Source organism: Aeromonas sp. 1805 (genome assembly GCF_013085525.1).
Taxonomy (GTDB): Bacteria; Pseudomonadota; Gammaproteobacteria; order Enterobacterales; family Aeromonadaceae; genus Aeromonas; species Aeromonas hydrophila.
The window spans coordinates 1,313,024-1,333,811 of the sequence record NZ_CP038515.1 but is presented as its reverse complement, the minus strand read 5'-3'; the positions used below and the strand labels follow the sequence as shown (position 1 = coordinate 1,333,811).

18 protein-coding genes are annotated in these 20,788 nt (G+C 64.8%); 5 read left to right on the top strand and 13 right to left on the bottom strand.

From position 1 onward, the window contains the following. Positions 1–89: 89 nt before the first annotated feature. From nirD to E5E96_RS06345, 3 genes are all read right to left on the bottom strand, one after another. On the bottom strand, positions 90–407 hold the full coding sequence (gene nirD / locus E5E96_RS06355; RefSeq protein ID WP_171283209.1) for a nitrite reductase small subunit NirD: 318 nt from the start codon (positions 405–407) through the stop codon (positions 90–92). Then, positions 407–2,953, bottom strand: coding sequence for a nitrite reductase large subunit NirB (nirB, locus tag E5E96_RS06350; RefSeq protein ID WP_171281760.1), 2,547 nt, complete (start codon positions 2,951–2,953; stop codon positions 407–409). Before nirB ends, nirD begins: the two co-directional genes overlap by 1 nt. Positions 2,954–3,240: 287 nt before the next feature. Beyond that, positions 3,241–4,152, bottom strand: a complete 912-nt coding sequence (locus E5E96_RS06345; protein ID WP_171281759.1) for a LysR family transcriptional regulator — start codon at positions 4,150–4,152, stop codon at positions 3,241–3,243. Between the two features lie 168 nt (positions 4,153–4,320). On the opposite strand from E5E96_RS06345, the gene E5E96_RS06340 reads away from it, so the two are divergent. Next, positions 4,321–5,745 (top strand): MFS transporter, encoded by a 1,425-nt coding sequence (locus E5E96_RS06340; protein WP_171281758.1) that lies wholly within the window; start codon positions 4,321–4,323, stop codon positions 5,743–5,745. Positions 5,746–5,837: 92 nt separating this feature from the next. Here E5E96_RS06340 and hslU read toward each other — a convergent pair whose 3' ends face one another. The 4 genes from hslU to argS all read right to left on the bottom strand — a co-directional run bounded on the left by hslU (position 5,838) and on the right by argS (position 10,568). Next, on the bottom strand, positions 5,838–7,166 hold the full coding sequence (gene hslU / locus E5E96_RS06335) for an HslU--HslV peptidase ATPase subunit (RefSeq protein WP_024945162.1): 1,329 nt from the start codon (positions 7,164–7,166) through the stop codon (positions 5,838–5,840). A gap of 92 nt (positions 7,167–7,258) precedes the next feature. Next, a complete protein-coding gene (gene hslV / locus E5E96_RS06330; protein ID WP_005306539.1) occupies positions 7,259–7,792 on the bottom strand; it encodes an ATP-dependent protease subunit HslV in 534 nt (177 codons plus the stop codon). Positions 7,793–7,979: 187 nt separating this feature from the next. Beyond that, the gene (locus E5E96_RS06325; RefSeq protein ID WP_011707775.1) at positions 7,980–8,819 is read right to left on the bottom strand and encodes an SPOR domain-containing protein; all 840 of its coding nucleotides are present in this window, start codon (positions 8,817–8,819) and stop codon (positions 7,980–7,982) included. Positions 8,820–8,822: 3 nt separating this feature from the next. Then, positions 8,823–10,568, bottom strand: coding sequence for an arginine--tRNA ligase (argS, locus tag E5E96_RS06320; RefSeq protein ID WP_171281757.1), 1,746 nt, complete (start codon positions 10,566–10,568; stop codon positions 8,823–8,825). 313 nt (positions 10,569–10,881) lie between these two features. Here argS and E5E96_RS06315 point away from each other — a divergent pair, with 313 nt between their 5' ends. From E5E96_RS06315 to E5E96_RS06305, 3 genes are all read left to right on the top strand, one after another. Then, a complete protein-coding gene (locus E5E96_RS06315; protein ID WP_065475158.1) occupies positions 10,882–11,448 on the top strand; it encodes an LON peptidase substrate-binding domain-containing protein in 567 nt (188 codons plus the stop codon). Positions 11,449–11,580: 132 nt separating this feature from the next. Next, entirely contained in the window at positions 11,581–12,150 is a 570-nt protein-coding gene (locus tag E5E96_RS06310) for a sigma-70 family RNA polymerase sigma factor (protein WP_171281756.1), read from the top strand. Beyond that, complete coding sequence (locus E5E96_RS06305; RefSeq protein WP_065475162.1) at positions 12,143–12,808, top strand: ChrR family anti-sigma-E factor; 666 nt, start codon at positions 12,143–12,145, stop codon at positions 12,806–12,808. Before E5E96_RS06310 ends, E5E96_RS06305 begins: the two co-directional genes overlap by 8 nt. 61 nt (positions 12,809–12,869) lie before the next feature. Here E5E96_RS06305 and bacA read toward each other — a convergent pair whose 3' ends face one another. The 6 genes from bacA to galE all read right to left on the bottom strand — a co-directional run bounded on the left by bacA (position 12,870) and on the right by galE (position 19,454). After that, positions 12,870–13,685 carry an undecaprenyl-diphosphate phosphatase gene (gene bacA / locus E5E96_RS06300; RefSeq protein WP_011707770.1) on the bottom strand — a complete coding sequence of 272 codons (816 nt, stop codon included), beginning with the start codon at positions 13,683–13,685 and terminating at the stop codon, positions 12,870–12,872. A 192-nt stretch (positions 13,686–13,877) separates the two neighbouring features. Further along, on the bottom strand, positions 13,878–14,888 hold the full coding sequence (locus tag E5E96_RS06295; RefSeq protein WP_171281755.1) for an aldo/keto reductase: 1,011 nt from the start codon (positions 14,886–14,888) through the stop codon (positions 13,878–13,880). A gap of 185 nt (positions 14,889–15,073) precedes the next feature. Further along, positions 15,074–16,066 (bottom strand): galactose-1-epimerase, encoded by a 993-nt coding sequence (gene galM, locus E5E96_RS06290; protein WP_171281754.1) that lies wholly within the window; start codon positions 16,064–16,066, stop codon positions 15,074–15,076. 64 nt (positions 16,067–16,130) lie between these two features. Continuing rightward, positions 16,131–17,279, bottom strand: coding sequence for a galactokinase (galK, locus tag E5E96_RS06285; RefSeq protein ID WP_171281753.1), 1,149 nt, complete (start codon positions 17,277–17,279; stop codon positions 16,131–16,133). Further along, positions 17,276–18,334, bottom strand: a complete 1,059-nt coding sequence (locus E5E96_RS06280) for a UDP-glucose--hexose-1-phosphate uridylyltransferase (RefSeq protein WP_029302305.1) — start codon at positions 18,332–18,334, stop codon at positions 17,276–17,278. Before E5E96_RS06280 ends, galK begins: the two co-directional genes overlap by 4 nt. A gap of 106 nt (positions 18,335–18,440) precedes the next feature. Next, positions 18,441–19,454 carry a UDP-glucose 4-epimerase GalE gene (gene galE / locus E5E96_RS06275; protein ID WP_171281752.1) on the bottom strand — a complete coding sequence of 338 codons (1,014 nt, stop codon included), beginning with the start codon at positions 19,452–19,454 and terminating at the stop codon, positions 18,441–18,443. A 204-nt stretch (positions 19,455–19,658) separates the two neighbouring features. Here galE and E5E96_RS06270 point away from each other — a divergent pair, with 204 nt between their 5' ends. After that, positions 19,659–20,663: a substrate-binding domain-containing protein gene (locus E5E96_RS06270; protein ID WP_011707764.1), complete on the top strand. Its 1,005-nt coding sequence runs from the start codon at positions 19,659–19,661 to the stop codon at positions 20,661–20,663. Positions 20,664–20,788: the final 125 nt, after the last annotated feature.

The following is a 20,788-nucleotide window of genomic DNA, read 5'->3' as shown; positions in this document are numbered from 1 at the left end:
ATGGTGTTAGCCGATGACCCAGATCTGCGGATCACGTACTTTGACGGGGACGTAGCCCTGTACCGACATGGATCTGGGGTTTGTCGACATCAGACGGCAACCCAGACCTGCTGGTCGCGTACTTCAACGGGATAGCTTTGCACCGACATGGCAGCGTTCTCGAGGCAGTGGCCGTCGCGCAGACGGAAGTGCTGCTTCTTGAGCGGGCTGGCAACCCAGAGCTCACCCTCGTGTTCACCTACGATGCCGCGCGACAGCACGTTGGCGGCGAAGAAGGGATCCCGGTTGTCGATGGCGAACACCTCGTCCGCCGCGCTCGGGCGGAACAGGGCGATCTGGCGCCCTTCGAGCAGAGCGCACACACCGGTTCCCGGCATGATGTCGTTGAGTTGGCAGGCTAATTTCATCATTTGGTTTCCACCTCGATCTGGTAGACAGGGATGCGCTCGGCCGGGGTGGCCGGTCGGTGCTGGTCGCGTTCGCTGACGAACTGGACGTCCGGGTCGCGCTTGTCGCTGTTGATGAAGTGGCTGAAGCGTTTGAGCGCTTCCTCTTCATTGAGGGTGCGCGACCATTCGCACTCGTAGCTGTCGATAAGGCGTTGGATATCGCGTTCCAGGGTGTCGGCCAGCCCCAGCTTGTCGTCGACGATCACTTCGCGCAGGTAGTCGACGCCCCCTTCCAGATTGCCGAGCCAGACCGAGGTACGCTGCAGTTTGTCGGCGCTGGTGACGTAGAACATCATGAAACGGTCGATCAGCTTGATCAGCGTCTCACGGTCGAGATCGGAGGCCAGCAGGTCGGCGTGGCGCGGCTTCATGCCGCCGTTGCCGCCCACATAGAGGTTCCAGCCCGCGTCGGTGGCAATGATGCCGACGTCCTTGCCCTGAGCTTCCGCACATTCGCGGGTACAGCCGGAGACGCCGAACTTCATCTTGTGGGGGGTGCGAATGCCCTTGTAGCGGTTTTCGAGGAAGACCCCGAGGCCGACGCTGTCCTGCACGCCGAAACGGCACCAGGTGCTGCCGACGCAGGTTTTGGCCATGCGCAGCGCCTTGGCGTAGGCCTGACCGGTCTCGAAACCCGCCGCCAGCAGTTTGCGCCAGATGGCGGGCAGATCATCCTTCTGGGCCCCGAACAGGCCGATGCGCTGGGCGCCGGTGATCTTGGTGTAGAGCTTGTAGTCGCGGGCTACTTCGGCCACTGCCAGCAGCCCTGCCGGGGTCACTTCACCGCCGGCCATGCGCGGGATGACGGAGTAGCTGCCGTCTTTTTGCATGTTGCCGAGGAAGATGTCGTTGGTGTCCTGCAGCTGGGTATTGAGCGGGCTCAGCACATAGTCGTTCCAGCAGGAGGCGAGGATGGAGCCGACGGTCGGTTTGCACACCTCGCAGCCATGGCCGTGGCCGTGCTTGGCCAGCAGCTCGTCGAAGCTCTTGATCCCTTCCACCTTGACCAGGTGGAACAGCTCCTGACGGGAGTAGGGGAAGTGGCCGCAGAGGTGGTTGTTGACCTCGATGCCCTGCTTCACCAGCTCGGCGTTGAGCACCTGGCTGATGAGCGGCACGCAGCCGCCGCAGCCGGTGCCGGCCTTGGTGTGCTGCTTGATGGCGGCCAGGGTGGTGTGACCCTCGGCCACTGCTTGGGCTATGTCGCCCTTGGAGACGTCGAAGCAGGAGCAGATCTGGGCGCTTTCCGGCAGGGCATCCACCCCCAGGGTCGGTTTGGCACCGGCGTAGGCGGGCAGGATCAGGGTGTCCGGGTGGCTCGGCAGCGGCAGGGCGTTGAGCATCATCTGCAGCAGGTTGCCGTAATCTTCCACGTCACCCACCAGCACGGCGCCGAGCAGGCGGCTGTTGTCTTCGCTCACCACGATCTTCTTGTAGACGCCGGCCTGGTCGTCCTGGAACACATAGCTGTGGCTGCCCGGGGTGCGGCCATGGGCATCACCGATGGAGCCGACTGAGACGCCGAGCAGCTTGAGCTTGGCGCTCATGTCCGCCCCTTCGAAGCGGCTGTCGCCGCCGAGCAGATGGTCGACGGTGATCTGGGCCATCTTGTAGCCCGGTGCCACCAGCCCGAAGAAGCGGCCCTGCCAGGCGGCGCACTCGCCGATGGCGTAGATGTCGGGGTCGGAGGTGAGGCAGTGATCGTCGACAGCTACGCCGCCACGGTCGGCAATGGCCAGTTCACAGTAACGGCCCAGGGTATCCTGCGGGCGGATGCCGGTGGAGAAGACCACCACGTCTACTTCCAGCTGGCTGCCGTCGGCGAAGGCGAGGCGGTGCTGGGCGTCGCGGCCGCCGTGCATCAGGATCTCGCTGGTGCTCTTGCTGGTGTGCACCTGCACGCCCATGGATTCAATCTTGCGGCGCAGCAGCTGGCCGCCCTGACCGTCGAGCTGCTCGGCCATCAGCACTGGCGCAAACTCCACCACGTGGGTCTCGAGACCCAGTGCCTTGAGGGCGCCGGCGGCTTCGAGGCCAAGCAGACCGCCCCCGATCACCACCCCGCTCTTGCCGCTCTTGGCGGCGCTGCGGATGGCTTTCAGATCCTCGATGGTGCGGTAGACGAAGCACTCGTGGTGCTGACTGCCCTGGATGGGCGGTACCCAGGGGTAGGAGCCGGTGGCCAGCACCAGCTTGTCGTACTCGACCACAGTGCCCTTGTTGGAGTGCACTTCGCGGTTGGCCCTGTCGATTTTTTTCACCGCTTCGCCGAGCAGCAGGCGGATGCCGTGCTTGTCGTAGAAACCGGGTTTGACGAGGGAGAGATCTTCGCTGGTGTGATGGGAGAAGTAGGAGGAGAGATGGACGCGATCGTAGGCGGGACGGGATTCTGCACCGAAGACGGTGATCTCGTAGCGGCCCGGGTCGGCCCGCTCGATCAGCTCTTCGATGAAGCGGTGCCCCACCATGCCGTTGCCCACAACGACCAGTCTGACTTTGCTCATAGTTGCCTCAAGTTTGGAGTAATAAAACATCATTCTGAGGCTAGGCTACCCAGTCGGCAGGGGCAGACGATTGATGCAAATCAAGTGTCTATTTATATATCCCCTCAGGGGTAATTCCTGATAATTCAAAGCTATACATAAATAGGTATACCAGTGGTGCGATTGGTGGCGGAATGCGGATCGGGACCGCCGCCGCAGGGGCGGCCTGGCTGACCACGCAAAGCAAGGCCCGTACCGCCAAAAGACGTGAAAGATTCCTTCATTGGCAGTTTGGCGAGGGGAAGGGCCTACGACAGGGGACGGTAGGGGGGCTGGGCGCAGATATCGCGGATGAGGGTGCGCAGCCAGCGGTGGGCCGGATCCGCGTCCAGCCGGGGGTGCCAGAGCAGGGCGACCCGGATCCCGGGCAGCGTGAAGGGCAGGGGCCGTACAACCAGGTCGCCCAGCAGGGCAGCGCAGTGATGCTCCGGCACCGTGGCCACCAGATCGCTGCCGCGCACCAGCGCCAGCGCGGTGGCAAAGCCGGGTACCAGGGTGGCGACGGTGCGGGTCAACCCCAGCTTGGCCAGTGCCTCATCGACCGGGCTGTGGGGCTGGCCGCGGCGGGATACCTGCACGTGACGCGCCTCGGCGTAGCGGCTGGCGGTCAGCGGGCCGTCGCACAGTGGATGACCCGGCCGCACCACCGCGACGAAGTGGTCCTGAAACAGCGCCTGGGTACGCAGCTCGGGCGCCGTGGTGGCGCTGATGACCCCGGTCTCGAAATCCAGCTCGCCGCTGCGCAGGGGGCCGCTCTCCTTGTCGGGTTTGGCCAGAAAGTGCAGCCGCACCCCCGGCGCCTCGGCGGCGAGCCGGCTCAGCAGGGCGGCGCCGAACAGTTCCACCAGCCCCTCGCTGGCGCGCAGGGTGAAGGTTCGCTCCAGCCGCGCCGGGTCGACCTCTAGCCGTGGGCGCAGCACCTCCTCGGCTTCCTGCACCAGCCGGCCGACCTGCTCGCGCAGCAGCAACGCCCTGGGAGTGGGCACCAGGCTGCGGCCGGCCCGCACCAGCAGCGGGTCGCCGGTGGTCTCCCGCAGCCTGGCCAGGGCCCGGCTCATGGCGGAGGGGCTCAAGCCCAGTCGTCTGGCCGCGCCCGCCACGCTGCCTTCGTCCAGCAGGGCATCCAGGGTGATCAGCAGGTTGAGGTCGGGAGTGCTCATGTGCATGCCTTCATCGAGGTGGGAACAAAGGGGCCTGCTTCATCATACCCGAGAACAGGCACTCTCATGTGGCGTCCAGTGCATTGATAAGCTGCAACGGGTGCGTCTTCCGCCTGTTCACCGGCCCCACTAGCCTTGTCACCATCACCCCTTTGTGGAGCCCGGATCATGTCACCCTTCACCCGCGTTTTACCTCCCGCTGCGCGTCGCCTCGGTCTGCTGGCGCTTGGCCTCGCCACCCTGTTGCCCATGCTGGCGGGGAGCATGGCCAGCATGCTGCTGCCGGCACTGGGCGCGGACTTTGCCGCTCCCTTCGCCAGTCTGCAGTGGGTGCTGGTGGCCTATCTGCTGGGGCTCACCTGCCTGACGGTGGTGGCGGGCCGGCTGGGGGACAGGTTCGGCCGGCGCCGCCTGCTGCTCTGGGGCATGGGGCTGTTTGTGCTGGCCAGCCTGCTCTGCGCGCTGGCGCCGACCATCGGCTGGCTGCTCGCCGCCCGGGTGCTGCAGGGGGCGGGAGCGGCTTGCATGCTGGTGCTGTCGCTGGCTATGGTGGGTCAGCTGGTGTCGCCGGCCCGGCGCGGCTGGGGCATGGGGCTGCTCGGTACTCTCTCGGCCTGTGGCACGGCGCTCGGCCCCTCGTTTGGCGGTCTGCTGCTGGATATTGCCGGCTGGCAGCCGGCCTTTCTCGCGCTGCTGCCGATCGGCCTGCTGGCGCTGGTCTGTGGCCTGTTCGGTCTGCCTCGGGATGCGGCGTACACAGAGGGAGAGGGGCTCAATCTGGCGAGTCTGTCGCTCTTGCTGGTGGCGCTGCTCTGCTATGGGCTGGCCCTTACCTCGACGGGGGCGTTGTCTCTCTGGCTGGGTGGCGGGGCGCTGCTGGCCACCGCCTGGCTGGTGCGCAGCGAGCTGGGCTCTGCCGCCCCCCTGTTGCCGCTGGCGCTGCTGGGTACCCGTCGGCTGCGCGGTGGTCTGGCGGCCAGTGCACTGGTGGCCGGTATCATGGTGCTGACCTTGCTGATCGGCCCCTTCTATCTGCAGGGGGCATTCGGGCTCGACCCACTCACCAGCGGGTTGCTCATCTCGGGCGGGCCCCTGCTGGCGGCGCTGACCGGGCTGCCCGCCGGCTGGCTGGTGGACAGGGTCGGCGCCATCACAGTGGTGCGGCTGGGATTGCTGCTGATGAGCGGTGCCGCGGCCTTGCTGGCGGTGCTCAGCGCAGCCCTTGGCCCGCTCGGTTATCTGCTGCCGATCCTGTTGCTGACCGCCGGCTACGCCCTGTTTCAGACCGCCAACAACAGCGCCGTGATGGGGGGCAGCGGCGGACAGGCGCGCGGTGCCGTGGCCGGGTTGCTGACCCTGGCGCGCAATCTGGGTCAGCTGACGGGGGCGGCCGGGCTCGGCGCCCTGTTTGCCGGTCTGGCGGGCGGGGGCGATCCGGCCGTCGCCAGTGCCAGCGAGCTGCACTTCGCCATGCAGGCCAGCTTCGCCCTGAGCGGCGTGTTGCTGCTGGCTGCGCTCTGGCTGGCGGGAAGAGACCAGTGCGGTACGACTGACGATGCGACCCGGGCAGGCTGCGAGTCGGGAGGGCGCTGAAAACAAAGACGCCTCCACAGGGGAGGCGTCTTGTGATGAGATTGAGCGGTTCGCTTACAGGATAGTAAACCGCTCAGCTCCTCGTTCTCGATTTACAGGATAAAGCGGCTCAGATCCTCGTCTTCAATCAGTTTGCCGAGGTGGGCGTTGACGTAGTCGGTGTCGATGACGAAGGTCTCGCCGGACTTCTCGGAGGCGTCGTAGGAGATGTCTTCCATCAGGCGCTCCATCACGGTGTGCAGGCGGCGGGCGCCGATGTTCTCGGTGCGCTCGTTGACCTGCCAGGCCGCTTCGGCCAGACGGCGGATGCCATCCTTGGTGAACTCGATCTTGACCCCTTCGGTAGCCATCAGCGCCTGGTACTGATCGGTCAGCGAGGCGTTCGGCTCGGTCAGGATCCGCTCGAAGTCATCGGTGGTCAGCGCGGTCAGCTCGACCCGGATCGGCAGGCGGCCCTGCAGCTCGGGGATGAGATCTGACGGCTTGGCGATCTGGAAGGCACCGGAGGCGACAAACAGGATGTGGTCGGTCTTGACCATGCCGTGCTTGGTGTTGACGGTGCAGCCCTCGACCAGCGGCAGCAGGTCGCGCTGTACCCCTTCACGGGAGACATCGGGGCCCGAGCTCTCGCCACGCTTGCAGATCTTGTCGATCTCGTCGAGGAAGACGATGCCGTTGTTCTCGACCGCGGCGATCGCTTTCTGCTTCAGCTCTTCCGGATTGACCAGGCGGGCCGCTTCCTCTTCGATCAGCGCCTTCATGGCCTCTTTGACCTTGATCTTGCGTTTCTTCTTCTGGTTCTGGCCCAGGTTCTGGAACAGCCCCTGCAACTGGTTGGCCATCTCTTCCATGCCCGGCGGGGTCATGATTTCGACGCCCATCGGGGAGGCGGAGAGCTCCAGCTCGATCTCCTTGTCATCCAGCTGACCTTCCCGCAGTTTCTTGCGGAAGATCTGGCGGGTGTTGGAGTTGTCGGCTTTCTCTTCCTCGCCCCAGCTGTTGCGCGGGTTGGGCAGCAGGGCGTCGAGGATGCGCTCTTCGGCGGCTTCCTCGGCGCGGTATTTCATCTTCTCCATCTCGGTTTCGCGCACCAGCTTGATGGCGGCATCGGTCAGATCGCGGATGATGCTGTCCACTTCCTTGCCGACATAGCCCACTTCGGTGAACTTGGTCGCTTCCACCTTGATGAAGGGGGCGTTGGCCAGTTTGGCCAGGCGACGGGCGATCTCGGTCTTGCCGACACCGGTCGGGCCGATCATCAGGATGTTTTTCGGGGTCACTTCATGGCGCATCTCTTCATCGAGTTGCATCCGGCGCCAGCGGTTGCGCAGGGCGACGGCGACCGCGCGCTTGGCGTCGGCCTGGCCGATGATGTGACGATCCAGCTCGTGGACGATTTCTCTCGGGGTCATCTCGGACATGATGGCGTTCCTGTATCCGGGGCGGGCAGGGCCCACCCCTTGGAAAATGGGGTTTGGCTGGCGGCCTTATTTGGCGGCCCTATTTCGCCGACTTATTTAGCTGAATAATCCAGCACTTCGATGGTGTGGTTGCCGTTGGTGAACACACAGATGTCGCCCGCAATCTTGAGGGACTTCTCGACGATGCTCTTGGCGTCGAGCTCGGTGTTCTCCAGCAGGGCGATGGCGGCGGACTGGGCAAAGTTGCCGCCGCTGCCGATGGCGATGAGATCGTGTTCCGGCTGCACCACGTCACCGTTGCCGGTGATGATGAAGGATTTGTGCTCGTCGGCGACGGCCAGCAGGGCCTCGAGGCGGCGCAGAGCGCGATCGGTGCGCCAGTCCTTGGCCAGCGCCACGGCGGCGCGCTCCAGGTTGCCCTGATGGGCCTGCAGTTTGGCTTCGAAGCGCTCGAGCAGGGTGAAGGCGTCGGCGGTGCCGCCGGCGAAACCAGCCAGTACCTTGCCGTTGTAGAGGCGATGAACCTTGCGGGCATTGCCCTTCATGACGGTGTTGCCAAGGGAGACCTGGCCATCGCCACCGATGACGACCTGACCGTTGCGGCGAACTGAAACTATGGTAGTCACTTTACTTACCTCGCTTGAGCCGAATGACGGCCTGACTGTGCATGGCAAGAAAGATGGGGATGGCAAACCGGCTTTTCAAGCCTGCGGTGTGGCGAGACAGACGGGACGGGAGAGGCGCGGTGGCAACTGGCACCAAAAGAAACAGAGCCGGGTGTTGCCACCCGGCCCTGTGGTATGCATGCGGCGATCAGCCCTTCTTGGGGATGCAGCCACTGATGCCGGAGCCCTGCAGCTTGCGGTTGGCCGCATCGGCCGCCGCCTTGCCGCTGAAGGGACCGACCATCACCTTGTAGACGGCGCCACCGGCCCCGTTGACCACCTGCAGGCTGGAAGAGAGCCCGGCGGTGAAGGCGATGCGCGCCTTGAGCGATTCGGCGGAATCCTGCGAGCGCAGCGCGGCGCACTGCATCATGTAGCGTTCGTTGTCGGCCGTCGCGGGCGGGGTCGCCGCCTTGGCCTTGGCGGCCTCGGCCCGTTCCCGTTCCAGTTCGGCGCGCAGCTCCCGCTCCATCCGATCCCGTTCGGCCTTGCGGTCGATCACCTGCTCCTGGGCACTGGCCACCGGTGCGCCGGTCGCCGGCTTGGCCGGTTGTACCGGTTGCGGCTTGTAGGGCTGCACCTGACCGATGGGGGTACCCGGCTGGGGAATGTCGGTCGGCACCGGTTGCGGCAGCTTCTCCGGCTGCAGGGTCATGGTTTCCGCTGGCGGTGGTGGCAGCACGCCCGGCTGGGGCGGCGGCTCGGTGATATCGACCTGCTTGTTCTCCAGCCGTTCGATATAGCTCCACTTCTCCTGCGGCAGACCGTTGTTCTGTGCCTTGGGCTTGTTGGCTTTCACCTGCTCTTCGATGGTCGGGGCATCATGACCCTTGCCACTGATGGTGTAGAGGAAGCCGCCGAACCCTGCCAGCAGCGCCCCGGCCAGCAGGGCCGGGATAACAGGAAAGCGGCGAGGTGCCGCTTTCTTGGTGTTGCGACCACCCGCCCGACGTCGCGGGCGGCTGCCGACATAATCCCGGGTCGCCATCTATTACATGCGCTCCAGGGTGTGGATGCCCAGTACGCCCAGACCCAGCTTGAGGACCTTGGCGGTGGCGGCGCACAGCAGCAGGCGGCTCTGACGGGTCGCTTCGTCGACGCCATCCTTGTTGATCGGGCAGGCTTCGTAGAAGGTCATGAAGTTGCCGGACAGCTCGTACAGATAGGTACAGAGCAGGTGCGGCATGCCCTTGTCCGCCACGCCGTTGACCGCGTCGGAGAACTGGATCAGCTTTTGGGCCAGCACCTCTTCCGCTTCCTCGCTCAGGATCACATGACCGCTCAGGGTGTCGGCATCGACGCCGGCCTTGCGGAAGATGGACTGGATACGGGTGTAGGCGTACTGCAGGTATGGCGCCGTGTTGCCTTCAAAGGAGAGCATCAGATCCCAGTCGAAGATGTAGTCGGTGGTACGGTTCTTGGAGAGATCCGCATACTTGACCGCGCCCATGGCGATGGCGTGCACCACCTGGGCCTTCTCTTCGGCAGAGAGGTCGCTGTTGCGGCTCTCCAGCAGGGCGTTGGCGCGCTCTTCGGCTTCGTTCAGCAGTTCGACCAGCTTGACGGTACCGCCGGAACGGGTCTTGTAGGGACGGCCGTCCTTGCCCAGCATCATGCCGAAGGCGTGGTGCTCGAGCGGTACGGATTCCGGCACATAGCCCGCCTTGCGGGTGATGGTCCAGGCCTGCATCAGGTGCTGGTGCTGACGGGAGTCGATGAAGTACATCACCCGGTCGGCGCCCAGGGTTTCGTAACGGTATTTGGCACAGGCGATGTCGGTGGTGGTGTAGAGGAAGCCGCCATCGCTCTTCTGGATGATGACGCCCATGGGCTCGCCATCCTTGTTCTTGTACTCGTCCAGGAAGACGACGGTGGCGCCTTCGCTCTCGACCGCCAGGCCGCGCGCTTTCAGATCGGCGACGATCTCCGGCAGCATGTCGTTGTACATGGACTCGCCCATGATGTCCTTGTTGGTCAGGGAGACATTCAGGCGGTCGTAGTTGCGCTGGTTCTGCTCCATGGTCATGTCGACCAGCTTCTTCCACATGGTACGGCAGTACTCATCGCCGCCCTGCAGCTTGACCACGTAGTTGCGCGCGCGCTCGGCGAAGGCTTCGTCTTCGTCGTAGTGACGCTTGGCCTGGGTGTAGAAGGCTTCCAGATCGCGCAGCTCCATGTCGGAGGCGTGCTCGTTAGCCATCTTCTCCAGATAGGCGATCAGCATGCCGAACTGGGTACCCCAGTCACCGATGTGGTTGGCACGCACCACCTTGTGGCCGAGGAACTCCAGCGCGCGGGCGGCCACGTCACCGAGGACGGTGGAACGAATGTGGTGCACCGCCATCTCCTTGGCCACGTTGGGGGCGGAGTAGTCCACCACCACGGTCTGCGGCGCCGGCAGCTTCACGTTGGCGTTGGCAGAGGCGACCATGGCCTCCACCTGACCGGCCAGCCAGCTCGGGTCGAAGAAGAAGTTGATGAAGCCGGGGCCGGCGATCTCGACCTTGGCGATCAGATCGGAGGCGGGCAGGTGCTCGATGATGGCAGCGGCCAGCTCACGGGGATTCTTGCGGGCCGGTTTGGCCAGCAGCATGGCCAGGTTGGTGGCCAGGTCGCCGTGAGCCTTCTCCTTGCATCGGTCTACTTGCACGCGGGCTTCCAGGTCCGCCGGCAGGACGCCCGCTGACTTCAGATTGGCTACCGTTTGTTCAAGTAGATGATGAATATGCTCTTTCATAACTGACCACCAAGGTTGCGCGTCGAAAAATGACTGATATATAAGGGCGTGAATTTTACCCGCATCGGCCCGAGAAAACTATAGGGACGGCCCGCCGGAGTGGGACGGACGGATATTTCACTGCATTTGGCACCGTAATCCAGAATATTGGACGGAAATTGTGGTGCTTATCCATTTCTACTGCATATCGAAGCGGCTTGTCCAGGCTATTTTCCCCTGATTGTTAAGGGGTTTTTTATTCCAACTCGTTCTGAATGATCTGCCCCGTCGGCACGGTCGTATCAACAGGGACCTTTTACCGAGGAATCTGTCGATGAAACTGGCGCTGTTTCCCCTCTCGGCCCATCTGCTGCCCGGTGGCATCATGCCGCTGCGCATCTTCGAGCCCAGATACCAGCGCATGATCGCCCAGGCGGGAGATCAGGGCTTCGCCCTCTGCATGCTGGATCCCCGCCAGCCCGATGCGCTGCGCAACATGTACCCCATCGCCACCCGGGTGCGGATCGTCGACTTCGATCAACTGCCGGACGGCCTGCTCGGCATCACGGTGCTCGGCATGGAGCGGGTCAGGATCACCGATCTGTGGCAGGAGGCAGACGGCTTGCGGGTTGGGGAGGTGGAACAACTGCCCCCCTGGCGCACCGGCCGGCTCAATGCCGACCAGCACTCGCTGGCCAGGGCGCTGCAGGAGGTGTTCGAGGACTATCCGGAATACGCGGCCCTCTATCGCAACCCCGACTGGGGCGATGCCAGCTGGGTGGCCCAGCGCTGGCTGGAGGTGCTGCCCATTCCGGTGGAGCAGAAGCAGTGGCTGGTGGCGGCGGAAGACAACCAGCCGGCACTCTCCCTGTTGAGCGGGTTGCTGGTCGCCAGTCACTGAGCTCTCTTTGATACGGCGCCGGTGATCCTTTTGCTGCGGCGCACGTATTGGCACTCATCACCCTCTTCAAGGTACGGCGCCATGGCATATACTGGCCAATCACAATCGACTCCGCACAGGATATCGCCCCCCATGGATGACCCCGCCGGCGATCTGAAATCCCTGCTGGTGCGGGTGGCCGAGCATGGCGACAAGGCCGCCTTCGCCACCCTGTTCCAGCACTTTGCCCCGCGCATCCGCAGCTACGGGCTGCGCCACCTCGGCAGCGAGGCCAACGCCATGGAGCTGGTACAGGAGACCATGCTGCTGGTGTGGCAGAAGGCCCGGCTCTATCACCCCGACAAGGGGGCTGCCACCACCTGGATCTACACCGTGATGCGCAATCAGGGCTTCGACATGCTGCGCCGACGCCGCGCCAGCAAAGAAGAACTCTGCGCCGAAGAGCTGTGGCCCATGCTGGAGTTCAGGGCGGAAGAGGAGCACCTGAGCGGCGGCGAAGACGCCGTGCTGACCCGCCAGATGGCCCATTACGTGGGCACCCTGCCGGAACCGCAGCAGCAGGTGGTGCGCGGCATCTACCTGCAGGAGCTCTCCCAGCAGGAGCTGGCGGACCGGCTCGGTGTGCCGATCGGCACCATCAAATCCCGCCTCAGACTGGCATTACAAAAATTGAAGGAACAAGTGGAGCAAGGCCATGATTAAAGCCCATCCCGTTCAGGCCATGTTGCGCGCCTTTGCCGCCGACGAACTGCCCCTGCCGCTGGCCGTCGGCGTTTCCGCTCACTGCGAGCTCTGCCCCGATTGCGCGGCCCGGCTGCGGGCCTGCGAAGAGGAGCTGGCCCGGCAATACCTGGCGCCCACCGAAGAGTGCGAGCCCTTGCCGGCGGCGTTCGATGCCATGCTGGCCGGCATCCTGCAGCAGCCGGTGGCCAGTGCCGCCGCGTTGAGTCAGTCGGCGGCGGTCCAGCCCGAGCTGCAGGTGGCGGGCCAGTCGTACCGGTTGCCCAGGGTGCTGGCCCGTCACCACGCACCCAGCTGGCGCCACATCGGCGCCATCCGGCAGGTGAGCCTGCCGCTCGACGAGCAGGGGGCCCGCGCCAGCCTGCTGCACATAGAGGCGGGTGGCCGCATCCCGGAGCATACCCACAAGGGTTACGAGCTGACCTTGCTGCTGGCTGGCACCATCGAAGATGGCGACACCCGCTATCAGGCCGGGGACTTCATCTGGCGCGATGCCAGCCACGCCCACAGTCCGCACACCCCGGACGGCTGCCTCTGCTACACGGTGCAGGACGCGCCGGTACAGTTCACCAAGGGGTTGTCGCGGCTGCTCAACGGCATCAGCCATCGCCTCTACTGAGCCATGGCGGCAATAAAAAAGGGACCCTCGAGGTCCCTTTTTGCATGGTGTCGCGGCCGGATCAGGCGACGAACACCAGATAGACGGCGAAGGCCACCACGAAGCGGTAGATGGCGAACGGGATGAAGTCGAGGCGACGGATCAGCGCCAGGAAGGTCTTGATGGCGATCATGGCCACCACGAAGGCGGTGATGAAGCCCACCGCGAACATGGGGAAGTCGGCCATGGAGAGCAGATCCCGGCTCTTGTAGAGATCCAGCCCGCTGGCCGCCACCATCATGGGCACCGCCAGGATGAAGGAGAACTCGGCCGCCGCCTGGCGGCTGATCCCCATTAGCATGCCGCCGCTGATGGTGGCACCGGAGCGGGAGAAACCGGGCCAGAGCGCCAGACACTGGAACAGACCGATGCCTAGCGCCTGCTTGTAGCTGATGTCGTCCAGGGTTTCGGAGCGCACCGCCGGGCGAAACTTCTCGGCGATGATCAGCAGGATGCCACCGGCCACCAGGGCGTACATCACGGTTTGCGGGCCGAACAGATGGGCCTTGATCCAGCTATGGATGGCGAGACCGATGATCACGGCGGGCAGCATGCCGAGGATGATGTGCACCAGCGAGAGGGTGGCGTGTCCCTGCGCCGGTTTCTGGCCGAAGTGGATGCCAATCAGGCCAAACAGGCGGCGCCAGAACACGGCGACCACCGCCAGGATGGAGCCCATCTGGATCACCACTTCGAAGGTGGCAGCCTTGGGGCCGTCGAAGCCAAGCAGGTGGCCGACGATGATCATGTGGCCGGTGGAGGAGACGGGGAGGAACTCGGTCAGGCCCTCCACAATGCCCAGCACGAAGGCGACAAACAGGGCGTAAGACTCTGTCATGTTTCAGATCTCTTGATTATTGGTCCGGATGAAGTCGGCCCCGAGCCGAGCCAGGGGCGACCAATGATGGAGGAAAATCGGGCGGGCAACCAGTGAATATTGTATCGGCGCCAGGCCCCGCCGGCGGGAGCGACGGCGGGGCCATGGGTTTTCGTTCGGGTCAGATTTGTTCGCTGTCGGCATCGGCCCCGATCAGGCGGTGCCCTGGTTGGCCAGGATCCCCTCGATTTGCTGCAGCAGCGCCGCATCCAGCGGGGGTTGGGCCTGGGCTTCCACTGCGCTGACAATCTGCTGCGGGCTGCTGGCACCGATCAGGGCACAGCTCACCACAGAGTCGCGCAGCACCCACTGCAGCGCCAGTTGCGACAGCGGTTGGTCCCGCTGCTGCGCCAGCGCATGCAGGTCGCGGATGGTGGCCAGCTTGCCGGCGGTGATCTGCTCAGGCTTGAGGAAGGGGCTGGCACTGGCGGCGCGCGAATCCGCTGGAATGCCGGCCAGGTAGCGATCGCTCAGCAGCCCGCCGGCCAGTGGGGAGAAGGCGACCACCCCCATGCCGTGCTCGCGGCAGACCGGCAGGGTTTCGGGCTCAATATCGCGCTGGAACAGGGAGTATTTGAGCTGATTGACCAGACAGGGGGTGCCCAGCTCCGCCAGCCGGGCGGCGGCCTGCGCGGCGAGCGGGGCCGGGTAGTTGGAGAGGCCGACGTAGAGCGCCTTGCCCTGACGTACCATCAGGGCCAGCGCCTGACAGGTTTCCTCCAGCGGGGTGCGCGGATCCGGCCTGTGGTGATAGAAGATATCCACGTAGTCCAGATCGAGCCGGCGCAGGCTCTGGTGCAGGCTGGCAAACAGGTATTTGGCGCTGCCGCCATCGCCGTAGGGGCCATCCCACATGATGTATCCTGCCTTGCTGGCGATGATGAGCTCGTCCCGATAGGGAGCCAGGCTACCCTTGAGCAGCTTGCCGAAGGTGATCTCGGCCGACCCCGGCGGCGGCCCGTAGTTGTTGGCCAGATCGAAGTGGGTGATGCCCAGATCGAACGCCTGGTGCATCATGGCTTTCGCAGTGGCGGGATCGCACTCGGCGCCGAAGTTGTGCCAGAGCCCGAGAGCGATGCCGGGCAGGCGCAGGCCGTGGCGACCGGCGGGTCGATAGGCCTGGCGCTGATAGCGGTCGGGGGCGGCGAGGTAGTGATCATCCATAACGACTCCTTGCGTGGGCTTGTGTGCGAGTGGATGTGACAGGTGACCCCGCGCCCTCTTCATCCGCCATGTCGGCGTTGAGCAGAGCGCGCGGGGCCAGCGTGTAGCCAGAGTGCCGCGAAACGGTGACGCCGCCCCGGCCGCGCCTGGGATTGTCAGGGCTGGCTTGGCGGAGGGCGCCGGGGTCAGCTGGCGGTGATAAAGCGATAACGGGTCTGGTGACGATAAGTCTGCCCCGGCAACAGCCAGGGATCCCCCAGCTCGGGCCGGTTGGGGCTGTCCGGCAGTTGCTGGGCCTCCAGACAGAAGCCGGCGTGATCCTGATGGAGTCGGCCATCACGCGCCGGCGTATTGGCCAGCCAGTTGCCGGTGTAGAACTGCAGCGAGGGCTGGTTGGTGTAGACCTCCATGGCCAGCTGGCGATCCCCCGAGACCACCCGCGCCGCCCACTCGGCGCTCGGCCCGTTGAGCACGAAGGCGTGGTCATACCCCTTGGCCTGTTGCTGCTGGGGATGGCTCAGCCAATCTTGTCCGATAAGGCGTTCGTGGCGCAGATCGAACGGCCCCTCCACCGGTGTGAGCGCGAGCGGTAGCCCGCTCGGGTCAGTCGGCAGGAAACGGTCGGCATTGAGGCGGATGAGGTGGTTGCGCACATCGCCACCGTCCGGATTGTCATCGAGATTGAAGTAGGTGTGGCTGGTGAGGCTGACCGGGGTCGCGGCATCCGTGCTGGCGACGAAATCCACCACCAGATCGCACTGCTCCAGCCGGTACTCCAGCGTGACCCGCAGGTTGCCGGGAAAGCCCTGATCCCCCGCTCGGGAGAGCAGGGTCAGCCTGACCCGGTCCGCCTCCCGCTCCTTGATCTGCCAGTGCTGGCGATGAAACCCCGCCCGTCCGCCGTGCAGGCAGTGGGGTGACTGGTTGGCATCCAGCGGCCAGCGCTGGCCGTCGCGCAGCAGCTCGGCGCCGCCGATGCGGTTGGCAAAGCGCCCCGCCACTGCCCCCAGCCACACCTGCTGAGCGGGGTAGGCCTCATCGGCACAGCCCAGCAGCACTTCGCGGCGCCCGCCCGCCACCGGCAGGGTGAGGGAGGTGAGGGTGGCGCCGAAATCGAGGCCGCGCAGGCGCAACCCCTCCTCGTTTTCCAGCTCGAACGGGATCATGGCGTCGCTCATAGTCTGCCTGCACCTGTATTGCCGATCAGGCAGACGTCGCCGTCGGCCTGCATCATCAATGGGCTCATAGTTTTCCCGCCCCCGCGCTGGCGCGGCAGACGTAGCTGTCGGCCTTGAGGCCGAAGCGGGCCGGGTACTCGACATCGACCGCGGCGATCACCTCGGCCACCTTGTCGGGGTGCAGCAGGGCGACCACGCAGCCACCGAAGCCGCCACCGGTCATCCGCACACCGCCCTCGGTGCCGATCCTGGCCTTGATGATCTCCACCAGACCATCGATGGCGGGCACGGTAATTTCGAAGTCATCGCGCATGGCGGCGTGGGAGTCGGCCATCAGCTCGCCGAGGCGCACCAGATCCCCTTGCGCCAACGCGTCGGCGGCGGCCAGGGTGCGGCTGTTGTCGCCCACCACGTGACGGGCACGGCGGTAGCAGACCTCATCCAGCCCGGCCTTGCCCGCTTCCAGCGCCGCCAGATCCAGATCGCGCAGCGCCTTGACCCCGTAGTGACGGGCGGCTGCTTCGCACTGCTGGCGGCGGGTGTTGTATTCACTGTCCACCAGGCCGCGGCGCACGTTGGAGTTGACGATCAGCACCGCCAGATCGGTGGGCATGGGGATGAGCCGGGTTTCCAGCGAGCGACAGTCGAGCAGCAGGGCATGATCCTGTTTGCCGCTGGCGGAGATCATCTGGTCCATGATGCCGCAGTTGCAGCCGACGAACTGGTTCTCCGCCTGCTGGCCGTTGAGGGCAATCTCGGCCTGCGTGATGGCGAGCCCCAGTGCCTCCTTGAAAGCCTGGCCGATGGCCACCTCCAGCGAGGCGGAAGAGGAGAGGCCGGCCCCCTGCGGCACGTTGCCGGAGACCACCAGATTGAGGCCGCGCAGGGCATAGCCTCGCTCCTGCAGGTACTTCACCACGCCGCGGATGTAGTCGCTCCAGCGCTGGTCGGCATGGTGGCCGATGGGCTGGTCGAGATCGAACAGGTCGCGCTGGTTGCCGTAGTCGGCGGCGATCACGTGCACCAGGCTGTCATCGCGCAGGCCGATGGCGACGCAGGTCTCGTAGTCGATGGCGCAGGGCAGCACGAAGCCGTCGTTGTAGTCGGTGTGCTCGCCGATGAGGTTGACGCGGCCGGGGGCCCGTACCAGCAGGTCGGGTTGTTGCTCAAACTGCTCGGCAAACACGGCGCTGACGCGCTGGCTCGGGGTCATAGGGCCTCCTCGTTGGCCTGATTGGTCTGGTTGTAATGAATGGGGGAAAGCGCCCGCAGCCGTTCCGCGGCTTGTTCCGGGGTAAGGTCACGCTGGGTCTCGGCCAGCATCTCGAAGCCCACCATGAATTTGCGCACCGTGGCGGAGCGCAGCAGCGGCGGATAGAAGTGGGCATGCAGTTGCCACGCCTCTGGGCAGTCGGAGCGGGGCGGGGCAAAGTGCCAGCCCATGGAGTAGGGGAAGCTGCACTCGAACAGATTGTCGTAGCGGCTGGTGAGCTCCTTGAGCGCGATGGCCAGATCCTGCTGCAGCTCGGGGGTGAGGTCGAGCAGGGAGGGAACGTGGCGCTTGGGCAGCAGCAGGGTCTCGAACGGCCAGGCCGCCCAGAAGGGCACTACCGCCAGCCAGTGGGCGGTCTCCACCACGATGCGGGATCTGTCTTTGAGCTCCCGCTCCACGTAGTCGACCAGCAGCGGGCGGCCGTGCTCCGCCAGCCAGTCGCGCTGGTGCTGCTCTTCGCGGGCAATTTCATTGGGCAGGAAGTCGCTGCCCCACAGCTGACCGTGGGGATGAGGGTTGGAGCAACCCATGACGGCGCCCTTGTTTTCAAACACCTGCACCCACTCCCACTGGGCCGACAGCTCGGCCACCTGCTCCATCCAGGTGGTGATCACCTGCTCGATGGCAGGCAGGGGCAGCTCGGGCAGGGTCTTGCCGTGATCCGGCGAGAAGCAGATGACCCGGCTGGTGCCACGGGCGGCTTCCAGCTTGAGCAGGGGATCCTGCTGGCCACTGGCGGCCGGGGTGTCCTGCATCAGGGCGGCGAAGTCGTTGGTAAAGACGAAGGTATCCCGATAGTCGGGATTCTGGTCGCCGGTGACGCGCTTGTTGCCGGCACAGAGGAAGCAGTCGGGATCATGGGCCTGGCTCGGCGCCTGGCTCACCTTCTCGACCTGGCCCTGCCAGGGGCGCTTGGCCCTGTGGGGGGAGACCAGCACGTATTGGCCGGTCAGCGGGTTGAAACGACGGTGGGGGTGATCAACCGGGTTGAACATCATCACTCCTCAAGCTCAATAAAGGTATTGCGGACAGTGATGAGGGCAGGTGCGCCTCTCATCTGTGGCCCCTTTCCCGCGACGGGAGAAGGGAGCAAAACGGACATCACGCCTCGTACCCCTGGGGGTTGGCGGATTGCCAGCGCCAGCTGTCGGCGCACATGGCGGCCAGATCCCGCCGGGCACGCCAGCCCAGCTCGCGCTCGGCCTTGGTGGGATCGGCCCAGCATTCGGCAATGTCACCGGGACGTCTTGGTTCGATGCGATAGGGCAAGGGGCGGCCGCTGGCCGCCTCGAACGCCGTGACCATCTGCAACACGCTCTGGCCCTGGCCCGTGCCCAGGTTGTAGACGTGTACGCCACCCTTGCTGGCGCAGTGCTGCAGCGCCTTGACGTGCCCTTCGGCGAGATCCATCACGTGGATGTAGTCGCGCACGCCGGTACCGTCGACGGTGGGGTAATCGTTACCAAAGATGGAAAGGCAGTCGCGCCGGCCGATGGCGACCTGGGTCAAAAACGGCATGAGGTTGTTGGGGATCCCCTGGGGATCTTCCCCCATGGTGCCCGACTCGTGAGCGCCGACCGGGTTGAAGTAGCGCAGCAGGGTCATGCTCCAGTGCGGCTCGGCCCGCTGCAGATCCTCGAGGATCTCTTCGATGATCAGCTTGGATCGGCCGTAGGGGTTGGTGGCGCTACGCGGGAAATCCTCCCGGATGGGGGTGCTGGCCGGGTCGCCGTAGACGGTGGCCGACGAGCTGAACACCAGGTTATGGACGCCGGCCCGCTGCATCGCCTGCAGCAATACCAGGGTGCCGCTCAGGTTGTTCTCGTAGTATGCGAGGGGGAGGCGGGTGGACTCGCCGACCGCCTTGAGGGCGGCGAAGTGGATCACGGCATCGATCCGTTGCTCGCTGAAGATGCGATCCAGCAGGGCCGGGTCACGGATGTCCCCCTGATAGAAGCGGGGCTCGCGCCCGCTGATGGCGGCGATGCGAGCCAGTACGCCCGCCTTGCTGTTGCAGAGGTTGTCCACCACCACGGGCTCCATGCCAGCCGCTTGCAGTGCCAGGCAGGTGTGGCTGCCGATGTAGCCGCAGCCGCCGGTGACCAGTACTTTCATCCTCATCTCCACGCTGAAAAAAGCCTGTGAAGGAGTCTAGCCGAGGGGCCGGCGGGCAAACTGTGAACTGGCTAACAAATATGTGTAAACGATTACACTTGTTTTGATGGTCATCATTTCAGCAATATGGTTTTCCCCCCTGTTATCAGTGACATTGCTCGGTATAATGGCGCCATCCCGAGCCGTGAAATAAGTGAAAACAGCATGAGTACCATCAAGGATGTCGCCCGTTTGGCCAACGTATCGGTGGCAACGGTTTCACGGGTGATGAACAACTCACCCAAGGCCAGCGCCGCTTCCCGCGAGGTGGTTCAGAAGGCCATGGCCGAACTGGGCTACACCCCCAATGCCAACGCGCGGGCACTGGTCAGCCAGACCTGTGACACCATGGGGGTGCTGGTGGGCGACGTGGCGGATCCCTTCTTCGGCGCCCTGGTCAAGGGGGTGGCCGCGGTGGCGGTGGAGCAGGGTCTGCACCTGTTGATGGGTAATGGTTTTCACAAGGCACGGCAGGAGCGCGAATCCATCGAACTGCTGATCGGCAAGCGCTGCGAGGCGCTGGTGGTGCACAGCAAGGCGCTGAGCGACGAGGAGCTGATCGACTATGCGCTGCGGGTGCCCGGCATGGTGCTGATCAACCGCGACATCCCGGCACTCAAGGGGCGCTGCATCGCCCTCAACAACCGGCAGGGGGCCGCCACGGCGACCCGCCATCTGCTGGAGCTGGGTCACCGCCACATCGCCTTCCTCAGTTCGGATCACGCCATCGAGGATGCCATCCTGCGGCTGCAGGGCTATCAGGATGCGCTGGCCGAAGCGGGGCTGCGCGCCGATCCCGAGCTGGTGGAGAGCGGCATGCCCAACGAGGAGGGCGGTGAGCGCGCCATGCTCAACCTGCTGGCCAAGGGGCTGCCCATCACGGCCGTGGTGGCCTACAACGATGCCATGGCGGCGGGGGCCATCTCGGTGCTGGCGGACAACGGCCTCAAGGTGCCGGAGGAGGTGTCGGTGGTGGGCTTCGATGACATCATCTATGCCAGATACCTGCGCCCCAAGCTCTCCACCATGCGCTATCCGGTTGAACTGATGGCAGCCCAGGCGGCCAAGCTGGCTCTGCAGCTGGCGGCGGGGGAAAGCGAGGCGGTGCAGAGCCGCATTTACACCCCGACCCTGATCAACCGTCACTCGGTGGCGCCCGTTCGAAGCTGATCCCTTTCATTTACTTCCGTTTATCGCTCCGGATCGCCGTTTTTGCGGCGCCTGATCCGGAGCCTTCGCCTTTTACCTGCATTTAGCGCATTTTTACCCTGTTTTACTTAACAAATTCAGTGTAA